The sequence below is a fragment of the Novosphingobium sp. genome (assembly GCF_025351285.1).
GTDB lineage: Bacteria > Pseudomonadota > Alphaproteobacteria > Sphingomonadales > Sphingomonadaceae > Novosphingobium.
Genome location: NZ_JANXWG010000075.1, coordinates 12,177 through 29,989, shown reverse-complemented (window position 1 = coordinate 29,989; position 17,813 = coordinate 12,177). Strand labels below are relative to the sequence as shown.

The window sequence follows — 17,813 nt, the reverse complement described above, 5'->3', positions numbered from 1 at the left end:
ACGCTGTGCTGTCAAAATCTTCCCTCAAGCTGATCGCTGATCCCATGGTCACGCCCTCCAATTGCAGGGCGCCATTGATTCAGAATTTCGCCAGTTTGGGAATCCCCCCCGTGAGTCAGCCTCACGGCAGGTTGGTATTAGCGTTTCCGCCCTTGATGCTTGATGTTCGCCGGCCGCCCGCGCTTGTTCTGGCGCGCAAACTTGGGCGCCGGCCGATCCCCGCGCCGTTCCACCCTGCCCGCGCCGGGTTCGGCATCCACCGGCTCGAACTTGAGCGCACCGGTCAGCGGATTGGCCTCGGCCAGTCGCAGCTTGAGCAACTGCCCGCGTTCGAAGCGCGTGCCGGTCTTCTCGCCCACCAGTGCCTGGGCTTTCTCGTCATGGGTGAAATATTCCTCACCCAGCGTGGAAATCGGCACCAGCCCATCGCCGCCCAACCCGATGATGGTGGCAAACAGTCCGAATTTCTGGATCCCGATCACGCGCGTGTCGAACACCTCGCCCACCCTTACCGACAACCAGGCGGCAACGTAGCGGTCCATCGTATCGCGCTCGGCCTCCATCGCGCGGCGCTCGGTCTGGCTGATCGCGTCGGAGACTTTGCCAAGATCAGCGCGGTCCTGCTCTGACAAGCCCGATGCCGCCAGGATCGAGCGGTCCTCGGGGCGCGGCTGCTCCAGATGATACGCATCTACCAGCGCACGGTGCACCAGCAAGTCCGAATAGCGACGGATCGGGCTGGTGAAGTGCGCGTAACTGCCCAGCGACAGCCCGAAATGCCCGGCATTGCGCGGCCCGTAATAGGCTTGGGTCTGGCTGCGCAGAACCGCTTCCATCACCAGCATCCGCTCGGCATCGTCTGAAATGTCCTTGAGCATCCGGTTGAACAGCCCCGGCGTCACCACCTGCCCCAGCGCCAACTTGCGCCCGAACGTCGCCATGTAGTCCTTGAGCGCGACCAGCTTCTCGCGGCTCGGCGCTTCGTGGATACGATAGACCACCGGCGCGGCCTTGGCCTCCAACGCCTTGGCCGCCGCCACGTTGGCCGCGATCATGAACTCCTCGACCACGCGGTGCGCATCGAGCCGTTCGCGCAATGCCACCTCGGTGATCCGCCCCATCTCGTCCAGCGTCACCCGCCGTTCGGGCAATTCGAGCGCCAGCGGTTCGCGCGCCGCGCGCGCCGCATCGAGCAGCTTCCAAGCCGCCCACAAGTCGTTGAGATAAGGCGCCGCCTCCCCCGCATCGATCCGCCGTTGCGCTTCCTCGTAAGCGATCACCTCGGCAATCTGCACCTGCGCGCGAGTAAAGCGCCAGTCGCGCAGCCGGCCCTGGGCATCGATCGTCATGTGGCAGGCCATCGCAGCACGCGCCTGGCCGGCTTTGAGCGAGCAGACTTCGGCGCTCAGCACTTCGGGCAGCATGGGCACCACGCGGTCGGGGAAATAGACCGAATTGCCGCGCGTCCGCGCCTCGCGGTCGAGCTTGCCGCCGGGCCGCACATAATAACTGACATCGGCGATTGCCACCACCGCGCGGAACCCGCCGGGGTTGGCCGGATCGGAATCGGGCTCGGCCCAGATCGCATCGTCGTGATCGCGTGCATCGGCCGGATCGATCGCAACGATCGGAAGGTGCGTCAGGTCCTCGCGGCTTTCTGGCAGCACGGGCAATTTCGATGCCGCTTGTGCCTCGGCCACGGCTTCGGGGGAGAAAGCGAACGGAATGCCGTGCTTTTGGATCGCAATCAGGCTGAACGCGCGCGGCGCCAGCGGATCGCCGAGTACTTGCGTCACCTTCACACCCGCGCGTTCGCTGCGCCCGATCGGTTCTGCCAGCACCAGGTTGCCCGAAGCCGCCTCGCCCACGTCGGCCACTTTCGTTGCAGTGCGAATGCGTTTGTCGACCGGCGCCAGCCAGGCCTGGCCGCTGGCGTCGATCTCGATCACGCCGAGCACCTGATCGGCACGCACCGCCAGCTTCTTCATCGGATGCGCGCGCCAGCCGCTGCCCGATTCCTCGGTCCGTGCCAGCACACGGTCACCGACCTTGGTGGCAGACATCCCCTTGCCGCGTTCTACCAATCGCACTTTCGGCGGTGCCATGCCGCCTTCGGCTTCCCAATTGTCGGGCACCGCAATCGCCTCGCCGTCCTCGATCGTCACCACGCGCAACACGGTCACGCGCGGGATGCCGCCCATGCGGTGGAACGCGCGCTTGCTGCCGTCGATCAGCCCCTCGTCGGCCATGTCCTTGAGCAAGGCCTTGAGCTTGATCTTTTCCTGCCCCTTCAGCCCGAAGGCGCGCGCGAGTTCGCGCTTGCCCGCATCATCGGGCGATTGGGCGATAAAATCGAGGACCTGCTGGCGGCTGGGGAGACCCGGATCGGGCGCTTTGTGGTGCGACATGTCGCGTGCTGTGGCCCCAACGCCACGACTTGGCAATCTTTGGCGAGACGATGCAGCCTTAGTGAGCGGCGGCTGCACCGTGTTCGAACCCGCCCCCGGGCACGGCCGAGGCGATCGGGCTTTCGCTGCCATCGGCCGCAACCGTGCTGACGCCAAGGAACCAGTCGTCGCCGCGCAGGTCGGGCAAGTGAGCGCGGGTTTCGGCGGTCTGCGCGATTGGTGCGCGTTCCCACGCCGCCGCGTCGGTGCGGCGGCGCCAGACCTTGTAGCCGACCGCGCCGGGCACGGCGGTCCACGCCACGTCGGTGAAAGTCTGCACCGCGGCTTGCGTCGTCGCGGTCGGCGCCATCGGAGCGCGCGCCAGCGCGGCCAGCGCGCGGACGTTGAGCCGCGTCACTTTGGCCAGATAGGCAAAATCCATGTGCTCGATCGTGTCGCCATAGCGCACGCCGTTTTCGACCCGCAGGTCCTGGTGCTGGTGCTCGTAATTCTCGACCGCGACCGAAAAGCGCACCGCCGGATAGCCCAGTTCCTCGAACGGCAGGTGATCGCCGCCACGGCCCATGCGATCGGCGCGCCACACCTGGCGCACCGCGAGATCGCCGCTCGCCAGCCCGGCGATCCAGCGTGAAAGGTTGCGGCTGGGGCTATCGTTTTCGCCACCATCGCGGCGGATCGCGGCGCGCAGCTTGTCATCGGCATCGGCGCGCAGGCCTTCGGAAAACACGCGGACGTGGGTATCATCGACCAGCCCGTCCGAGCCGCGCGTGTTTCCGACGATATCGTTGTTGAGCACCGCCTTGATGCGCCAGCTATTGGCCTTTGCGGTATCGGCCAGCAGCTTGCCGCCGAACAGCCCCTGCTCCTCGCCCGAGACGATGGCATAGACGATTGTGCCCGCAAACCGCTGTTTCGAAAGGACGCGGGCAGCTTCGAGCACGAGCGCTGTGCCCGACCCGTCATCGTTGGCACCGGGTGCGTCCCTGGTGAAATCCATCACGTCCGAAACGCGGCTGTCGATGTGGCCTTCGACGATCACGACCTCGTCGGGCCGTTCGGTGCCATTCTGGATCGCCACAACGTCGACCAGCCGCACCGGCGTGGTGATCCGCGGGCCGCTGACCATGCGTTCGGGCAAAGAGACCGTCAGGCACCCGCCGCAAGCCGCAGAAATCTTGCGAAATTCCGCTTCGGCCCAGGTCCGCGCCGCGCCGATTCCGCGCACGGGATCTGTCTGCGGCGACAGCGTGTGCCGCGTGCCGAACGAGACCAGCTTCGCCACATCGGCGCGGAGCCGATCCGGCGAGACCTCGGGTTTGTCGGCAGCGATTGCAGTGCCCGAAACGCTGCACAACGCGACTGCAATGCCCATGCAAAGCCGGCGCACCTTAGTAGGACCGCGCAAGATAGATCGTCTCCAGAGCGGGGGCTCCGGTGAAGATGCAGGCTCCGGAAGGCGCCGGCGCATCGATCGGCGTGTTACGGATCGTCAGCTTCAACGCCTTGAGCCGTGCCACCACATCGTCCAGCAGCGCACCTGTCGGCCTGCTCCAGCAAACCCGCGCCCAGCCCTTCACCGCGACCTCGTCACCGGCAAAATAGGTTTCGACTTCTGACCAATGGGTCATCGGCCGGATCGCGGCGTCGCGCCGTTCGCGCGCTTCGGCGTAGAGGCTATTCTGCACGTCCTCCAGCGCGGCCACGACCGCATCGGCAATCGCAGCGCGCTCGACCGACGCTGCCGAAAGCTTGCCTTCCGCCGTATAGAGCCGGTCGCGCCGCACCAGCGGAACAACGCCCGCCGCCACGTCGCGCGGCCCGAGTTCGATGATCAAGGGCGCACCCTTCTTGACCCAGTTCCAGCGCTTGGTCGAAGCCTTGATCGCGCCGAGATCGAGCTTGACCCGCACCGGCTCGCCGAACGCCATCTGTGCGCCCAGTTCCTTCGCCAGCGCACCCGCTGCGTCGAGCACGGCATCATCGTCTGGCCCGTCGCGCAGCATCGGCAGGATCACCACCTGGAACGGCGCGACTTGCGGCGGCACGCGCAAGCCATCGTCATCGCCGTGCGTCATGATGAGGCCGCCGATCAGCCGCGTGGACACGCCCCAACTGGTGGTGTGGCACAACTGCTGGGTGCCCTCGCGATCCTGGTAACGGATGCCCGAAGCCTCGGCGAAGCCGGTGCCCAGATAATGCGACGTGCCCGCTTGCAGCGCCTTGCCGTCCTGCATCATCGCTTCGATGCTGTATGTTGCGACCGCACCCGGGAACCGCTCATTTTCCGGTTTTTCGCCAGCAACCACCGGCATCGCCAGCGGTCCTTCGGCGAAGGCGCGGTACATTTCGAGCGCGCGCAGCGTCTCTTCCATCGCGTCCGTCCGGTCGGCGTGCGCGGTATGGCCTTCCTGCCAGAGGAATTCGCTGGTGCGCAAAAACATCCGCGTGCGCATTTCCCAGCGCACCACATTGGCCCACTGGTTGGTCAGCATCGGCAGATCGCGCCACGACTGGATCCACCGGCTCATCGCCGCACCGATCACGGTTTCGGACGTGGGGCGCACCACTAGCGGTTCTTCGAGCTTGGCCTCGGGATCGGGCACCAGCCCGCCCTTGCCATCACCGATCAGCCGATGGTGCGTGACCACCGCCATTTCCTTGGCGAAGCCTTCGACGTGTGCGGCTTCTTTTTCAAAAAACGACAGCGGGATGAACAGCGGGAAATAGCAGTTCTGAACGCCGGCGGCCTTGATCTGGGCATCCATCAGCGTCTGGATGCGTTCCCAGATGCCATAGCCCCACGGGCGGATAACCATGCAGCCGCGCACCCCCGATTCCTCGGCGAGTTCGGCTTCGGCGATCACCGCTTGGTACCAGGCGGCGAAGTCGGCTTCGCGGGTGACGGGAAGCGCGTGCTTGATCGATTTCTTGGCTGGCTGGTTCATGCCTGCCGCCTACAGCCGCAGCGGGCGGGCCGCAATTGCGAATCCCGCGCCGCCTGAATCGCAGCCCCAGATTATCGCAGCCCCAGATTATCGCAGCGCTAGTTTGCCAGTTCGTCGAGCTTCTTCTGCATCGCGGCCATCTGCTGGCGCAACAGCGCGATTTCATCGTCACCACCCGCTGCACGTTCCGCCGCAGGAGCAACGGGTGCGCCCGCGGGCGCGGCTTTTCCGGCGGCGCCGGGCACGAATGCGGTGGCCGCAGCCTTGAACATTTCAAGGTTGCGCTGGGCCAGTTGCGCAAGCGGGTTGGCGCCGATCGAATCTTCGATTGCCTTGCGCAGCTTGGCCTGGTTTTCGCGGAAATGTTCCATCGAGGCTTCGAGATAGCTTGGCAGCATGGCCTGCATCGAATTGCCGTACATCCCGATCAACTGGCGCAGGAAGTTGGTGGGCAGCATCTGCTCGCCGGTCGATTCTTCTTCCATGATGATCTGCGTGAGGATCGTGTGCGTCAGGTCGGCGCCGGTCTTGGCGTCGAGCACTTTGAACTCGACGTTGTCCTTCACCATCTGCGCCAGGTGTTCGAGCGTGATGTAGCTCGATGAATGGGTGTTGTAGAGCCGCCGATTGGCGTACTTCTTGATGATGACGATATCGTCGGTCTTGTGAATCTTGGCCATGAGCCGTGCCCTCTCCAAGGCGGTAATGCTGCATTCACTTAGCAGACGCAGCAAGTGCAGCGCAACAAGACCGGAAAATTATTCACGCGCAAAGCGTTGGCCGAGCAAAGTGAGCAGTTCATACGGGGCAAGGCCGGAGATTTTTGCTGCACTGGCCAAGTCGTAATCGAGCGCCAGCCAATCGCCTTCGCACACATCGGGCACCGCGCTCAGATCGACCGCGGTCATGTCCATCGAAATGCGGCCGAGCACGGGCAGCCGGCGGCCGCGCCAGTGGAATGCGCCCTGGCCCGACCAGCAGCGCAAGTATCCATCGGCATAGCCCAGCGCGACCACGCCGATGCGCATGGCACCGGCCGCGGTAAACGTGCCGTTGTAGCCGACGGCGTCACCCGCCGACAACGTTCGCACCTGGATCACCGCCGCTTCGGGCCGCGCGACTTGCGCAATCTTCCCGGCCATTTCCGGCCGCGCTAGCCCGCCATAAAGCGCCAGGCCCGGCCTGGTCAGATCTGCGTGGAATGCCGCACCGAGCGCAATGCCCGCGCTGTTGGCCAGGCTGTACCGCCGGGCCGTTAGCTGCTGGCGGGCCAGCGCAAACCGTTGCAATTGCATCGCGTTGCGCGGCGAATCCTCGTCCGCGCAAGCAAGATGGCTGTGGCAGCAGTCGATATCGAGCCGCGCGATCATCGCATCACCCAGATCAGCCAGTTCCAGCCCCAGCCGGTTGATCCCGGTATCAACCATCACGTCGCACGGCCCCCCGCCTGCTTCCAGCCATAGCGCGATCTGCTGCCGGCTGTTGAGCACCGGCCGAACCCCCGTTGCCCGCGCGTAAGCCACGTCGGCCGTATTCATGGGCCCGTGCAGAACCGCAATCGAGGCCGCTGGAACCAAGGGTAACAGCGCTGCGACCTCGCCCCAGTGCGCAACGAACCAATCGCGGCAACCGGCGGCTTCAAGCGTCGGCACGACTTGCGCCGCACCCAGGCCATAGCCATCGGCCTTGACCGCAGCGCCGGTGTGGACCGTTCCCGCCGACATCGCATCGAGCGCGCGCCAGTTGGCCGCCAGCGCCTTGCGATCGATCCGCAGCCGCAGCGCTGCCGGGGGCGCTGCGGGCGGTTCGCCAAGATCAGGCGTCATCATCAGGCGTCATCATCAGGCGTCATCGGCAAAGTCGGTCGGCAATCCACCCCGCAAGCCCCAGATCGCGACCAGCAATGCCACCAGCACGACTGCCCAGGTGTACCACAATCCGGAATAGGGATTTCCGGTCTTGGCAACGATGTAACTCGAAATCAGCGGCAGGAAACCGCCGAAGTAGCCCGTGCCGAGGTGGTACGGGATCGACATCGAACTGTAGCGAATGCGCGGTGGGAACATTTCGGACAGCAAAGCCGCCACTGGCCCATATGTCGCGCCCGACAGCGCCATCAGGCACAGCAGCCCCGCGATGATCGCGATGGACTGCCCGAACGATGGCTTCACTTTGGCAAAATCATAGCCGAACTCGGTCAGCGTCGCCTGCAAATGCTTGGCCCGCGCGGCTTTGTCCGCCCACGGATAACCGCCAAAATCGACTTGTGCACCGCCCACCGCCAGCATCAGCGTGGGTGCGGAAACCAGGCGATAGCTCACCCCCGAAGCGGCAAGATCGCCGAGCAATTTGCCACACTGCGTCGGCTGCTCGCTCGACAGCGGACTGTAGGAACATTCCGGGCCCGAAACGACGACGGGGTTCTTGGCCGCCGCTGCCGCCAGCCCGGGATTGGCCACGGCGCCGATTGCCCAGAAGATCGGGAACAGCAGCAGCAGCGTAAGCGCATAGCCGATCACGATCGGCTTCTTGCGCCCGATCCGATCCGAAATGTGGCCGAACAGGATGAAGAACAGGCATCCCAGCCCTGCCCCCAGCCCGACGATGATCTCTGCCGCAGTATCGTCGAGCCGCATCGCCGATTTGAGGAAGCTCAACCCCGAGAACATCGCGGTGTACCAGATCACCGTCAGCCCGGCCGCAATGCCGAACAGCGCGATGACTATGCGCCGCTTGTTGCCGGGATATGTGAAGCTTTCGATGAAGGGATTGCCCGAAAGCTCGCCTTCTTCCTTCATCGCACGGAATACCGGGCTTTCGGACAGTTTCAGCCGCATCCACAGCGATACCGCCAGCAGCGCCAGGCTGAGAAGGAACGGGATGCGCCAGCCCCACGCGGCCCAGGCCTCGGCGCTGAGCAGCGCCTTGCAACTCAGCACCACGATCAGGCTGAGCACGAACCCGCCGACCACGCTCGCCTGGATATAGCTGGTAAGATAGCCGCGCCGGCCCGGTGGCGCGTGTTCCGCCACGTAGATCGCGGCGCCGCCATATTCACCACCCAGCGCCAGGCCTTGCGCGATCCGCAGCAACAGCACGAGCGCGGGCGCGGCAAGCCCGATCGAGCTCGCCGAGGGCACCAGCCCCACCCCGGCGGTGGCGATGCCCATCAGCGTGACCGTGACCAGGAAGGTATATTTGCGCCCGAGCTTGTCGCCCAGATAGCCGAACAGGATCGCGCCGAGCGGGCGAAAGCCGAAGCCGACGGCAAACCCGGCCCACACCAACAGCACCTGCAGCGTGGCGTTATCGGCGGGAAAGAACGCCTTGCCGATGATCGCGGCAAGCGTGCCGTAGATGAAGAAATCGTACCATTCGAAGATCGTGCCGGCCGAACTCGCGGCGATCACCAGACGAATGTCGCTCGTGCTGATAGCTGCGGCAGCCTTCGGGACGATGATTGGTTGCGCGTTGCCCATGCTTCTCCCCGGCGCCGGCCTTTGTGGGGGCACAACGCAATGCTGGGGCCGCTCTAGCGAAGACATTGGCGGGGCGAAAGGGCCGCGAAGCTGCGGATTCAGGCCAATGCGACCAGCGCGGCTTCCCAGGCAAGCAGGATAGCGGCGTGGCGCGCCGGAAAGGCACGCGCTGGTTCCAGCACCGCAATGCCCGGCCAGTCCGGAACTTCGCCTTCGTTGTTCAGCCAGGCGGTGAGCGCAACGCAGCCTTCGGCCAGTTCGGCAGCGGTTCTCCCCTGAGCCGATTGCGCGAACAGCGACGCCGCCGCCTGGCCGACCGCGCAAGCGTGCGGACGCAGCCCCAGCGCGGAAATCCGGCCATCACGGTCTATTGCCAAGGCCAGTTCGATGCGGCTGCCACAACTGCGCGACCGCGCCTCGCCGCGCAATGGCAGCGTATCGTCCCAGCGGAATTCGCCCAGCTGCGTCGCCAGTGCGAGCATTTCGGGGGTATACAGAGTCCGCACCGGTCTTGTCTCGGTCATGGGGTGCGGTCTGCGGTTTCGGAACGGGTGCCCTTGGGCGCTTTGGTGGCGGCCTTCGCGGCGCTGCGACGCTCCGCGATCAGCGCAACTGCTTCTTCGCTGGCAGCGTTGAGTACGGGGTAGACCCGCGCCTGCGAGATCCACGACGGCCGGCCGGCTGCACCCCACACGACGTCATACCCGAACACCATGACCGAAAAGCCCAGCACCGTCACGATCATGCCCTTTACCCCGCCGAACCCGAAGCCCAGCAGCCGATCGACCGGGCCCAGCAGCGAATTGCGCGTTGCCGAACCCACTTGCGCGGTGATCAGCTTGGTTGCAGCGTAAGGCACCAGCATCAGCAGTGCGAAAGCCAGGATGCCCGCGCCGGTATCGGTCGGCAGATAAAGGCTGAGTTGCGCGGTCAGCGGTTCGTGGAACCAGTGGATCGCCAGCAGCGCCAGACCCCATGCGGCGAGCGCGAGCATTTCGGCGACGAACCCGCGAAAAAACCCGCCGATCGCGCCGACGCCGATGATGATCAGGACAACATAGTCAAAGCCGGTCATGGCTTGTTGCGCTACGTCTGGCCGATCACGCGGTCAACGAGATTTGGCAACAACCGCAGCGCAGAATAGCGCAAACCAGGCACGGCTTCACCCGCCGGATCGGGACCGCAGGCCGATGTGAAACCCAGTTTGGCGGCTTCCTTCAACCGCAGCGGTGCGTGAGCGACCGGCCGCACCTCGCCCGCCAGCGACACTTCTCCGAACCACACCGAGCGTTGCGGCAGTGGCTTGTCGGCCAGCGCCGATACCAGCGCCGCCGCCACCGCAAGATCGGCCGCCGGATCGGACAAGCGGTAGCCGCCCGCTACGTTGAGATAGACTTCGGCCGTCGCGAAATTCAGCCCGCAGCGCGCTTCCAGCACCGCCAGCAGCATCGCCAGCCGCCCGCTGTCCCAGCCCACCACCGCCCGGCGCGGCGTGGCGCCACTGGGCAACCGCACCGTCAGTGCCTGGATTTCGATCAACACCGGCCGCGTGCCTTCCAATGCCGGGAACACCGCGCTTCCCGGCACCGGATCGTCGCGCCCCGAAAGGAACAGCATCGATGGGTTGCTGACTTCCTGCAGTCCTTCCGCCGCCATCGCGAACACGCCGATTTCATCGACCGCGCCGAAGCGGTTCTTGAGCGCGCGCAGGATGCGGTACTGGTGGCTGCGTTCGCCCTCGAACGCCATGACCACGTCGACCATGTGTTCGAGCACGCGCGGGCCGGCGATCGTGCCGTCCTTGGTGACGTGCCCGACCAGCACCACAACCGCGCCGCTTTCCTTGGCGTAGCGGATCAGTTCGAACGCGCAGCCGCGCACCTGGCTGACCGTGCCCGGCGCGCCTTCGATCTGGTCCGAGTGCATGGTCTGGATCGAATCGATCACCACGATCGCGGGCGGGCTCATCGTGCCGAGCGTGGTCAGGATATCGCGCACCGATGTGGCCGCAGCGAGCCGGATCGGCGCGTTCCCCAGTCCCAACCTACCCGCGCGCAAACGGACCTGATCGGCGGCTTCCTCCCCGCTGATATAAACCGCATCCCCCCCGGCTTGCGCGATCCGCGCCACCGCCTGGAGCAGCAGCGTGGACTTGCCGATGCCCGGATCACCGCCCATCAGGATCGCGGACCCCGGAACCAGGCCACCACCCAGCGCGCGGTCGAATTCGGCGAGCCCGGTCGGGCGCCGTTTGGGCAGTTCGACCGGTGTGTCGAGCGCTGCAAACACCACCTGGCGTCCGCCGCCCGACAAATCATGGCGCGCTGCGAACGCCGTTTGCGGCACGTCCTCGACCAAGGTGTTCCATTCGCTGCAATCGGCGCACTGGCCTTGCCAGCGTTGCGCCACGCTCCCGCAGGCCTGGCAGACATATCGGCGTTTGGGCTTGGCCATGCCCGCCGATTACCCGGAACATATCCCGAACACAAGCGCGGTTCGGGTCCATTTTGCTTGAAACCCACGCCGGCGATGCTTGTAGTTCTCACAAATCCTTAACACCTGTTTCGGCAAGACAACGGGCATGGCAGCGCCTTCCTCGCACGTACTCGGCATCCATCCGAAGATGTACCGTCATTTTGCGGCGCTCACGCTGGTCATCTCGCTCAGCATCGCGTTCATTGCCAATGGCGAACAAAACCGTGAACTGGTTGGCGGCATGACGGCAAAACCCGTGAAGCAGGACAAAAAGAATCACGCGCCGCGGTCGGAGATGGATGTGCTCAACGGTACGCCCGAAGACCCATCGCCGGTGAGAGCGGGCGGAGCACCACCACCGCCGCCTCCACCAAGCATCGATGAAGGCCCGATCGATCCGGTGTCGGCCGACGACGGACGGTTCGCCATCAGGAGCAATACCTTCAATTATCGTCGGCCGTTGCCGCGAGTCGACCCAGCCTTGCTGGCGCGAATGACCCCCGCGCAACGCGCCGGCTATCTGGCGGCACTGGCGCAGCAGGGCCAATCACCGCAGATGGGCCAAGGCGGCGGAACAAGTGGCAGCCCCGGTCCTGGGGCGCCGACGCAGGGCCAGATGAACCGCCTTGTTTCTGCATCCCGTGCGCGGTCGGGCGGAAGCGACTGATTTCACCCGTCGCGGAGGCGACTGAGCTTTCCCGTCGCGGAGGCGACATATCTCAGACGCAAGATCGCAAACACGGTCGGATCATGCGAAGCACTGACGCGCCAGAAATGCTCGCGTATCGGCCGAAAACAGCGCTGCATGGCCATATTCGGGATGATCGATCACGAGCATCGCCTGGCCGTCACCGCTTTGCCACGCGGCGATCTGCGCAGGCGTGAAGTCGAAATGGAAGAAGTGCACTGCGCTGGCCTTGCCATCGCTTTCGCGGGTGCGCTGGACATCGCCCTCGGCGCGCGCGGCGATCCGTTCGGAACCCAACTGGATGGCGATGTGGTGTTCGACTCCACCGATCTTGCGCAGAAACGCATCGCGGCGGACCGCGTCCTCGACTTCGAACAGCAGCGTTGCGGTCAGCTCGGCGCCCTTGGGGATCATCGGATCGTAAGCCGCGATTTCATCGACCAATTGCGCGGCCCCGCCCTTCTCGATCCGCAGCATTTCCTGGATCTGCAACCACATGCTGTCCCAGGTCTCGAAGATCGCGGTGGCATTGGGGCCAACGTGGACGCGGGTCAGCGTCTTGCGCAACAGCGATTCCTGGCGTTTGTCGGCGCGGATCAGATTGTACTGATCGAGCGTAAGAATGTCGGCTGCGGTGATCGTGCGCTGGTCGCGGGGCATCGGGATCTTTCGAAAGTTCTGCGGAGTCAAAGTCCGTAAGCGCGGGCCACCACTTCGACCGGGTGGCCGATCCGGTCGGGCGGGGTGTCGCCATTGGCGGCGATAACCTGGCGCAAATGCGGGCCGGCGAGCGGGCATTCGGATACGATGATATCGGGTTTATTCTTGGCGATCGCGCGCGCGGTCGGCTTGCCGATCTTGACCGCACGGTCGAAATTCTCGGCAAAGATGCCCCACTTGCCGCCATGGCCCGAACAGCGTTCGGTCAGCATCGGCTTGGCTTGCGGGATCAGCCGCAGCATTTCGAGCGCCTTGGGCCCCATGTTCTGCGCGCGGGCATGGCAAGCGAAGTGGACGCCGATGGTGGCCGGCATTGCTTCGACCGGCAACAGCCCCGGCGATTTCGCCAACGCGACGATGTATTCGGCCACGTCGAAGCTGTGGCGCGAGAGCGTGGCGACATCGGCGTTGTCGGGCTCGATCAGCGGCCATTCGAACTTGAGCATCAGCGCGCAACTCGTGGTCAAGGGAACGATGTCCCAGCCATCGGCAATCAGCGGCGCGAAGAACGCGGAGATACGTTGCGCCGCCGAGGCAACCGCCGCCATGTCGCCGTTTTCCAGGCTGGGCATCGCGCAGCAATCGGGATGCTCGATCCGCACGGTGACGCCGTTGTGCGCGAGCACTTTCATCGCCGCTTCGCCCGGCGTGGCATCGTTGAATTCATCGTGGCAGCCGGCATAGAGCAGGACCTTGCGGCCGAATGCGGGCGCGTCGGGATTGGCGGCAGGCACGATCACCGGCGCGCGTCTGGTCAGCGGCGTGGCGGCGAAGGCGGGCAAATGCGCGCGCTTGTCGATGCCGAGCGTGGCCTGGAGCAGCGGGCGGGTCAGCGCATTGCCCTGTCCGCTCGCCCAGTTGGCCAGTCCCGAACCGACTGTACCGAGCGCACCGTTGCGGTCCATCTTCGCCAGTTGACTATCGGCCAGCGACGTTTCGCCCTTGCGATGGCCAACCGCGCGGTGGCGCAGTATCAGGTGCGGGAAATCGAGATCGAAGGCATGCGGAGGCACGTAAGGGCACTTCGTCATGAAGCACATGTCGCACAGCGTGCAGGCGTCGACGACCGCCTTCAACTGCACCGGCGTCAGGTCGTCGACCTCTTCGTTCGGGCTTTCATCGATCGCGTCGAACAGGATCGGGAAGCTGTCGCACAAGTTGAAGCAGCGCCGGCAGCCGTGGCACACATCGAACACCCGGCGCAATTCAGCCTCTAGCGCGGGTTCGTCATACCACGATTCCTCGCGCCACGGGATTACATGGCGGGTCGGGGCTTCGAGGCTGCCTTCCATCTACAAGCTATCCCAAAACTCCGTTCGCCCTGAGCCTGTCGAAGGGCTGTGCTTTTTCGAACCCGAACTGTGGCCCAAAGAAAAAGCAGTCCTTCGACAAGCTCAGGACGAACGGGATAAACCGCCGTCGTTGACTGAGTCAGGCGTCAGCCAGCACCGTGTCGAGCGTCTTCTGGAACTTGCCGGCGTGGCTTTTTTCGGCCTTGGCAAGCGTTTCGAACCAGTCGGCGATTTCGTCGAAACCTTCTTCGCGCGCCGACTTGGCCATGCCGGGGTACATGTCGGTATATTCGTGGGTTTCGCCCGCGATCGATGCCTTGAGGTTTGCAACGGTATCGCCGATCGGCAGGCCGGTGGCCGGATCGCCGCTTTCCTCCAGGTATTCGAGATGGCCGTGCGCGTGGCCGGTTTCACCCTCTGCGGTCGAGCGGAACACCGCGGCGACGTCGTTGTGGCCTTCGATGTCGGCCTTCTGTGCGAAATAGAGGTAGCGACGGTTGGCCTGGCTTTCGCCGGCAAACGCGGCCTTGAGGTTTTCCTCGGTCTTCGAGCCCTTGAGTTCCATGTTGCGTACTCCTCTCTCGTGAAGCAGTTCTTGAGAGCAGACTTTGCGCGGTCGGTCGCGCGATAGCCACCGGAAATTTTCGCAACCGGTCATCGGATTGGTCGATCAATACCGCCCGATCGGTGCGATCGGGCGATTGGCAAGTCGACTTTGGAAATGGTGCCCCTGGCCCGACTCGAACGGGCACTTCTTGCGAAATTCGATTTTGAGTGGGACGAGACAACCGTAATTTGTTGATAACACATTACTATTTCTCTGGCAAGTTAAAACTGTGTAAGTGTTTGTGTAACTTCTCGTCCATCGTCCGCGGGGTTGCGGGCCCCTGCCCGCTAGAAACGGCGATCGCGGTCTGGCGTCGAAGCTTGTCTGGATAACGTTCCGTGCTCGCGCCAAGCCTGTTTTGTGCGGAAATCGCTTTGGCCCATCGACGCAAAAAGGCGGGCAAGCCACTAGCTTGCCCGCCCGGTTGTCAATTCAGAGGTCGTTGACCCGCGATCAGTAGTTAATCTTGATACGGGCATACCAGAGCCCACCGCTGAGGCCGAACGGCCCGCCGTTACGCGGAAAGACCTGGCCGTCGGCGCTCCCGCCGACCACTGGGAATATCGGAGTCGAGTTCTTATTCAACCTGTCAGGGAAAGTGTTGAACAGATTGTTCGCCCCCACGGTGATCGCCATTTGGTCGGATACTTTGTAGGTCAGGTCAAGATCGGTGGTAGCTTTGTCACCGAAGTGTTGCAGCGGCCCGCCGTTCGCTCCTGCATTGCCGGCCGTGTTGCCGTAGTCGGTCGCGTTGACCCAAGAGCCATAATAATTCTCTCGAGCAGTTAGACTGAATGGGCCGTTCGAATAGCTCGCTGTTAAATGTACGACGTCGTGCGGCGCCAGATTATCGATATTGGTGATCTGAGCGCCGCTGATCACATTGGCATTCGCCTTGATCACTTTGTTATTGGTGTGGTTGTAGGCAAGCGAGAGGTTCAGCTTACCGCCGAGGGCGTTCGTGGCGTAAGTTGCGACCACGTCGACACCTTGGGTACGCGTGGACAAGCCATTAGTGAAATAGCCGACTTGGCCGCCGACGCCGACGGCGGATAAAACTGGGTTAGCAAGAATGTCCGCGGCGGTAATCGTGCCATCCGGGTGCAGCGCATCAGCAACCGGAAACGCTTGGGAAATGAAGATTTTGTCGCGCACCTTGATGTTGTAATAGTCGATGGTGAAGGTCAACCCTCGCGCCGGCTCGGCCGTAAAGCCGACCCCGAAGTTGGTCGATTTTTCAGGAGTGAGCGGCTTGGCACCGTAGAGCCGCGAAATTGGGCTATCGACGGGGAAGGTTCCGGTCTGGATCGCCTGACCGGCAATGAAATTGGTGGTCAGGGTCGAATTATGCTGCTGGCCCGGCGAAGGCGCGTGGAAGCCTGTCCCGAACGTGGCGCGGATGGCATAGCCCGGGATAAATTCAAAGCGGGTGTTGATTTTGCCGACGGTCGCAGCGCCGAAGGTGTTATAGTGCTCATACCGGCCCGCAATGCCAACCGTCCAGTTCGGCAGGATGTCAGTTTCGGCACCCGCGTAGACGGCAACGTTATTTTGGCTCCAGGTCCCGGCCTGAGCAGGACTGACTCCGCCATAGCCAGAGGCGCCGCCCTGAGCGTAGGCTTGGAAATCCGAGACGGTCAGCTGATAGGTTTCTTTGCGATACTCAAAGCCTGCCGACAGCGTCACGGGCTTGGCGAAGCCCACTTCTACCGGATAAGTGAGGTCGAGACTGGCATTGGTTTCCTTTTGCGCCTGCCGACCGAAATCGAAGCGGGTCTGACTCGGCCCGTTATAGGGCGCTGCGGACGCCGGGTTGTTCGGGCTGAACGCCGTCGTAAGCGAATTATACATGCTGAGATCAAGCGTGTTGCGGCTGCTCGATACCGAAAGATCGTATGTCAGTTCGCCGAAGGCGCCCTTTATGCCGGCCACGCCCCAAAGCTGGGTGACGACCCCGACAAAGATCGGCGTGAACCCTGCCGGATAAAGACTGAGAAAATACGGGTCCTGGATCGTTGCGCAGCCATTGACGTCGGCACCGGCAACCGGGTTGTAATTCAGGAATGAACGCGGGCACAGCACGATATCACCCGGTTGGCGCGTGGCGTGCAACGTCGTCCCGGACGGGTCGAGAAACGCTGTGGCGGAAGCGCGATAATTGAAGCTCTCGCTGGTTTTGCTGCGCGCGGCGTTGCCGATCACATAGAATTTGGCCGTGTCCGAAAGCTCCAGTTCGCTATTGAACAGGATTTTCCAGCCACGGCTGGGCGAATTACCCCAAATCTGTGCAGGCAGCGGATAAAAGGGCAACTGCGCAGCGCTTGACGGGTTGTTTTTTTCATACGCAACCGCAGTCGGCCGAGTTACGCCGCGGCTGGTTTGGCCGTCGTCATAAAATTCGCCCGAAACGTTGATAAACGCGCGTTCGCCCAAGCCAAACCCGGCGTTGGCGGCGATCTGGTAACTCTTGCCGTCTCCATAGCGGAAATACTGGCCATAGCGACCCTGGACTTCGATCCCATGGTTCTCGCTGCGGATACCATAGTTCATAACGCCCGCAATGGCGTCCGAACCGTATTGGGCGGTCGCACCATCGCGCAAAACCTGTAGGTTGTTGATTGCGATCGACGGGATCGAACTAATGTCAGCGCCTTGCGAACCATAGCCGAGGCCAGTGTCGCCACCGGAATAGACCTGAACCAGGGCGGAACGGTTGAGCCGCTTGCCACCGATCATAACTAGCACATTATCGGCTGGAAGACCGCGCAGCGAGGGTGACCGCACGAAGCTTGAAGCGTCCGAGATTGCATTCGCGGGCACGTAAAGCGACGGCACAATATTTTTGATCACGTCCAGCAGGTTCGATGCCGCTTGCGTAGAAAGCTCTTGTGTCCCGATGACATCAACAGGTGATGCAGAGTTCGTCGACGACCGGTCAGTTCGGCGTGTGCCGATCACGAGAATATCGCCGCTATCGCTTTTGGCCCCTTCTGACGCAGCGTCCTGAGCAAACGACGGTGTGGCAAGAAGAACGGACATAGCAGTTGCAGTGGCAGTTGTGGCAAGCGCGATACTGCGCCGATTGAGAACGCCGGACGATCGCACCGACGTGGCGGTTGACCAATCTTTTTTCGTTGTCGTCATGAGAACCCCCTGTCTGGAATTTTTTTCGTGGGGGGACCAGTTCGCCGATAAGGCG

At 63.4% G+C, this 17,813-nt stretch carries 14 protein-coding genes; 1 reads left to right on the top strand and 13 read right to left on the bottom strand.

The window, feature by feature from the left end; all coding sequences use genetic code 11:
• Nucleotides 1–137: 137 nt before the first annotated feature.
• The 9 genes from Q0R16_RS09050 to radA form a co-directional block, all read right to left on the bottom strand.
• Nucleotides 138–2,408: a VacB/RNase II family 3'-5' exoribonuclease gene (locus Q0R16_RS09050; protein ID WP_295635282.1), complete on the bottom strand. Its 2,271-nt coding sequence runs from the start codon at nucleotides 2,406–2,408 to the stop codon at nucleotides 138–140.
• Nucleotides 2,409–2,466: 58 nt separating this feature from the next.
• A complete protein-coding gene (locus Q0R16_RS09045; RefSeq protein WP_295635280.1) occupies nucleotides 2,467–3,780 on the bottom strand; it encodes a M20/M25/M40 family metallo-hydrolase in 1,314 nt (437 codons plus the stop codon).
• Nucleotides 3,781–3,796: 16 nt separating this feature from the next.
• Complete coding sequence (locus Q0R16_RS09040) at nucleotides 3,797–5,353, bottom strand: aminoacyl--tRNA ligase-related protein (RefSeq protein WP_295635278.1); 1,557 nt, start codon at nucleotides 5,351–5,353, stop codon at nucleotides 3,797–3,799.
• A gap of 98 nt (nucleotides 5,354–5,451) precedes the next feature.
• Nucleotides 5,452–6,033, bottom strand: coding sequence for a polyhydroxyalkanoate synthesis repressor PhaR (gene phaR, locus Q0R16_RS09035; protein WP_295635276.1), 582 nt, complete (start codon nucleotides 6,031–6,033; stop codon nucleotides 5,452–5,454).
• Nucleotides 6,034–6,111: 78 nt separating this feature from the next.
• A complete protein-coding gene (gene alr / locus Q0R16_RS09030; RefSeq protein ID WP_295635284.1) occupies nucleotides 6,112–7,179 on the bottom strand; it encodes an alanine racemase in 1,068 nt (355 codons plus the stop codon).
• A gap of 15 nt (nucleotides 7,180–7,194) precedes the next feature.
• Entirely contained in the window at nucleotides 7,195–8,832 is a 1,638-nt protein-coding gene (locus tag Q0R16_RS09025; RefSeq protein ID WP_295635274.1) for an MFS transporter, read from the bottom strand.
• A gap of 98 nt (nucleotides 8,833–8,930) precedes the next feature.
• On the bottom strand, nucleotides 8,931–9,356 hold the full coding sequence (locus Q0R16_RS09020) for an iron-sulfur cluster assembly scaffold protein (RefSeq protein ID WP_295635272.1): 426 nt from the start codon (nucleotides 9,354–9,356) through the stop codon (nucleotides 8,931–8,933).
• Nucleotides 9,353–9,907, bottom strand: a complete 555-nt coding sequence (locus Q0R16_RS09015; RefSeq protein WP_295635270.1) for a CvpA family protein — start codon at nucleotides 9,905–9,907, stop codon at nucleotides 9,353–9,355. Before Q0R16_RS09015 ends, Q0R16_RS09020 begins: the two co-directional genes overlap by 4 nt.
• Nucleotides 9,908–9,918: 11 nt before the next feature.
• A complete protein-coding gene (radA, locus tag Q0R16_RS09010; protein WP_295635268.1) occupies nucleotides 9,919–11,286 on the bottom strand; it encodes a DNA repair protein RadA in 1,368 nt (455 codons plus the stop codon).
• A gap of 127 nt (nucleotides 11,287–11,413) precedes the next feature.
• Here radA and Q0R16_RS09005 point away from each other — a divergent pair, with 127 nt between their 5' ends.
• On the top strand, nucleotides 11,414–11,974 hold the full coding sequence (locus tag Q0R16_RS09005; protein WP_295635267.1) for a hypothetical protein: 561 nt from the start codon (nucleotides 11,414–11,416) through the stop codon (nucleotides 11,972–11,974).
• Nucleotides 11,975–12,055: 81 nt separating this feature from the next.
• Here Q0R16_RS09005 and Q0R16_RS09000 read toward each other — a convergent pair whose 3' ends face one another.
• From Q0R16_RS09000 to Q0R16_RS08985, 4 genes are all read right to left on the bottom strand, one after another.
• Nucleotides 12,056–12,655 carry a DUF3501 family protein gene (locus Q0R16_RS09000; protein ID WP_295635266.1) on the bottom strand — a complete coding sequence of 200 codons (600 nt, stop codon included), beginning with the start codon at nucleotides 12,653–12,655 and terminating at the stop codon, nucleotides 12,056–12,058.
• A gap of 26 nt (nucleotides 12,656–12,681) precedes the next feature.
• Nucleotides 12,682–14,007 carry a heterodisulfide reductase-related iron-sulfur binding cluster gene (locus Q0R16_RS08995; protein ID WP_295635265.1) on the bottom strand — a complete coding sequence of 442 codons (1,326 nt, stop codon included), beginning with the start codon at nucleotides 14,005–14,007 and terminating at the stop codon, nucleotides 12,682–12,684.
• 139 nt (nucleotides 14,008–14,146) lie between these two features.
• Entirely contained in the window at nucleotides 14,147–14,572 is a 426-nt protein-coding gene (locus tag Q0R16_RS08990) for a rubrerythrin family protein (RefSeq protein ID WP_295635264.1), read from the bottom strand.
• 495 nt (nucleotides 14,573–15,067) lie between these two features.
• On the bottom strand, nucleotides 15,068–17,758 hold the full coding sequence (locus tag Q0R16_RS08985) for a TonB-dependent receptor (RefSeq protein ID WP_295635263.1): 2,691 nt from the start codon (nucleotides 17,756–17,758) through the stop codon (nucleotides 15,068–15,070).
• Between the last annotated feature and the right edge of the window lie 55 nt (nucleotides 17,759–17,813).

Excerpts from the sequence above, each read along its gene's own strand:
- Q0R16_RS09040 (WP_295635278.1), bottom strand. The coding sequence starts at position 5,353 with ATGAACCAGCCAGCCAAGAAATCGATCAAGCACGCGCTTCCCGTCACC.
- Q0R16_RS09025 (WP_295635274.1), bottom strand. The coding sequence starts at position 8,832 with ATGGGCAACGCGCAACCAATCATCGTCCCGAAGGCTGCCGCAGCTATC.
- Q0R16_RS09050 (WP_295635282.1), bottom strand. The coding sequence starts at position 2,408 with ATGTCGCACCACAAAGCGCCCGATCCGGGTCTCCCCAGCCGCCAGCAG.
- Q0R16_RS09015 (WP_295635270.1), bottom strand. The coding sequence starts at position 9,907 with ATGACCGGCTTTGACTATGTTGTCCTGATCATCATCGGCGTCGGCGCG.
- Q0R16_RS09000 (WP_295635266.1), bottom strand. The coding sequence starts at position 12,655 with ATGCCCCGCGACCAGCGCACGATCACCGCAGCCGACATTCTTACGCTC.
- radA (WP_295635268.1), bottom strand. The coding sequence starts at position 11,286 with ATGGCCAAGCCCAAACGCCGATATGTCTGCCAGGCCTGCGGGAGCGTG.
- Q0R16_RS08990 (WP_295635264.1), bottom strand. The coding sequence starts at position 14,572 with ATGGAACTCAAGGGCTCGAAGACCGAGGAAAACCTCAAGGCCGCGTTT.
- Q0R16_RS09005 (WP_295635267.1), top strand. The coding sequence starts at position 11,414 with ATGGCAGCGCCTTCCTCGCACGTACTCGGCATCCATCCGAAGATGTAC.
- Q0R16_RS09020 (WP_295635272.1), bottom strand. The coding sequence starts at position 9,356 with ATGACCGAGACAAGACCGGTGCGGACTCTGTATACCCCCGAAATGCTC.
- alr (WP_295635284.1), bottom strand. The coding sequence starts at position 7,179 with ATGACGCCTGATCTTGGCGAACCGCCCGCAGCGCCCCCGGCAGCGCTG.
- Q0R16_RS09045 (WP_295635280.1), bottom strand. The coding sequence starts at position 3,780 with ATGGGCATTGCAGTCGCGTTGTGCAGCGTTTCGGGCACTGCAATCGCT.
- phaR (WP_295635276.1), bottom strand. The coding sequence starts at position 6,033 with ATGGCCAAGATTCACAAGACCGACGATATCGTCATCATCAAGAAGTAC.
- Q0R16_RS08985 (WP_295635263.1), bottom strand. The coding sequence starts at position 17,758 with ATGACGACAACGAAAAAAGATTGGTCAACCGCCACGTCGGTGCGATCG.
- Q0R16_RS08995 (WP_295635265.1), bottom strand. The coding sequence starts at position 14,007 with ATGGAAGGCAGCCTCGAAGCCCCGACCCGCCATGTAATCCCGTGGCGC.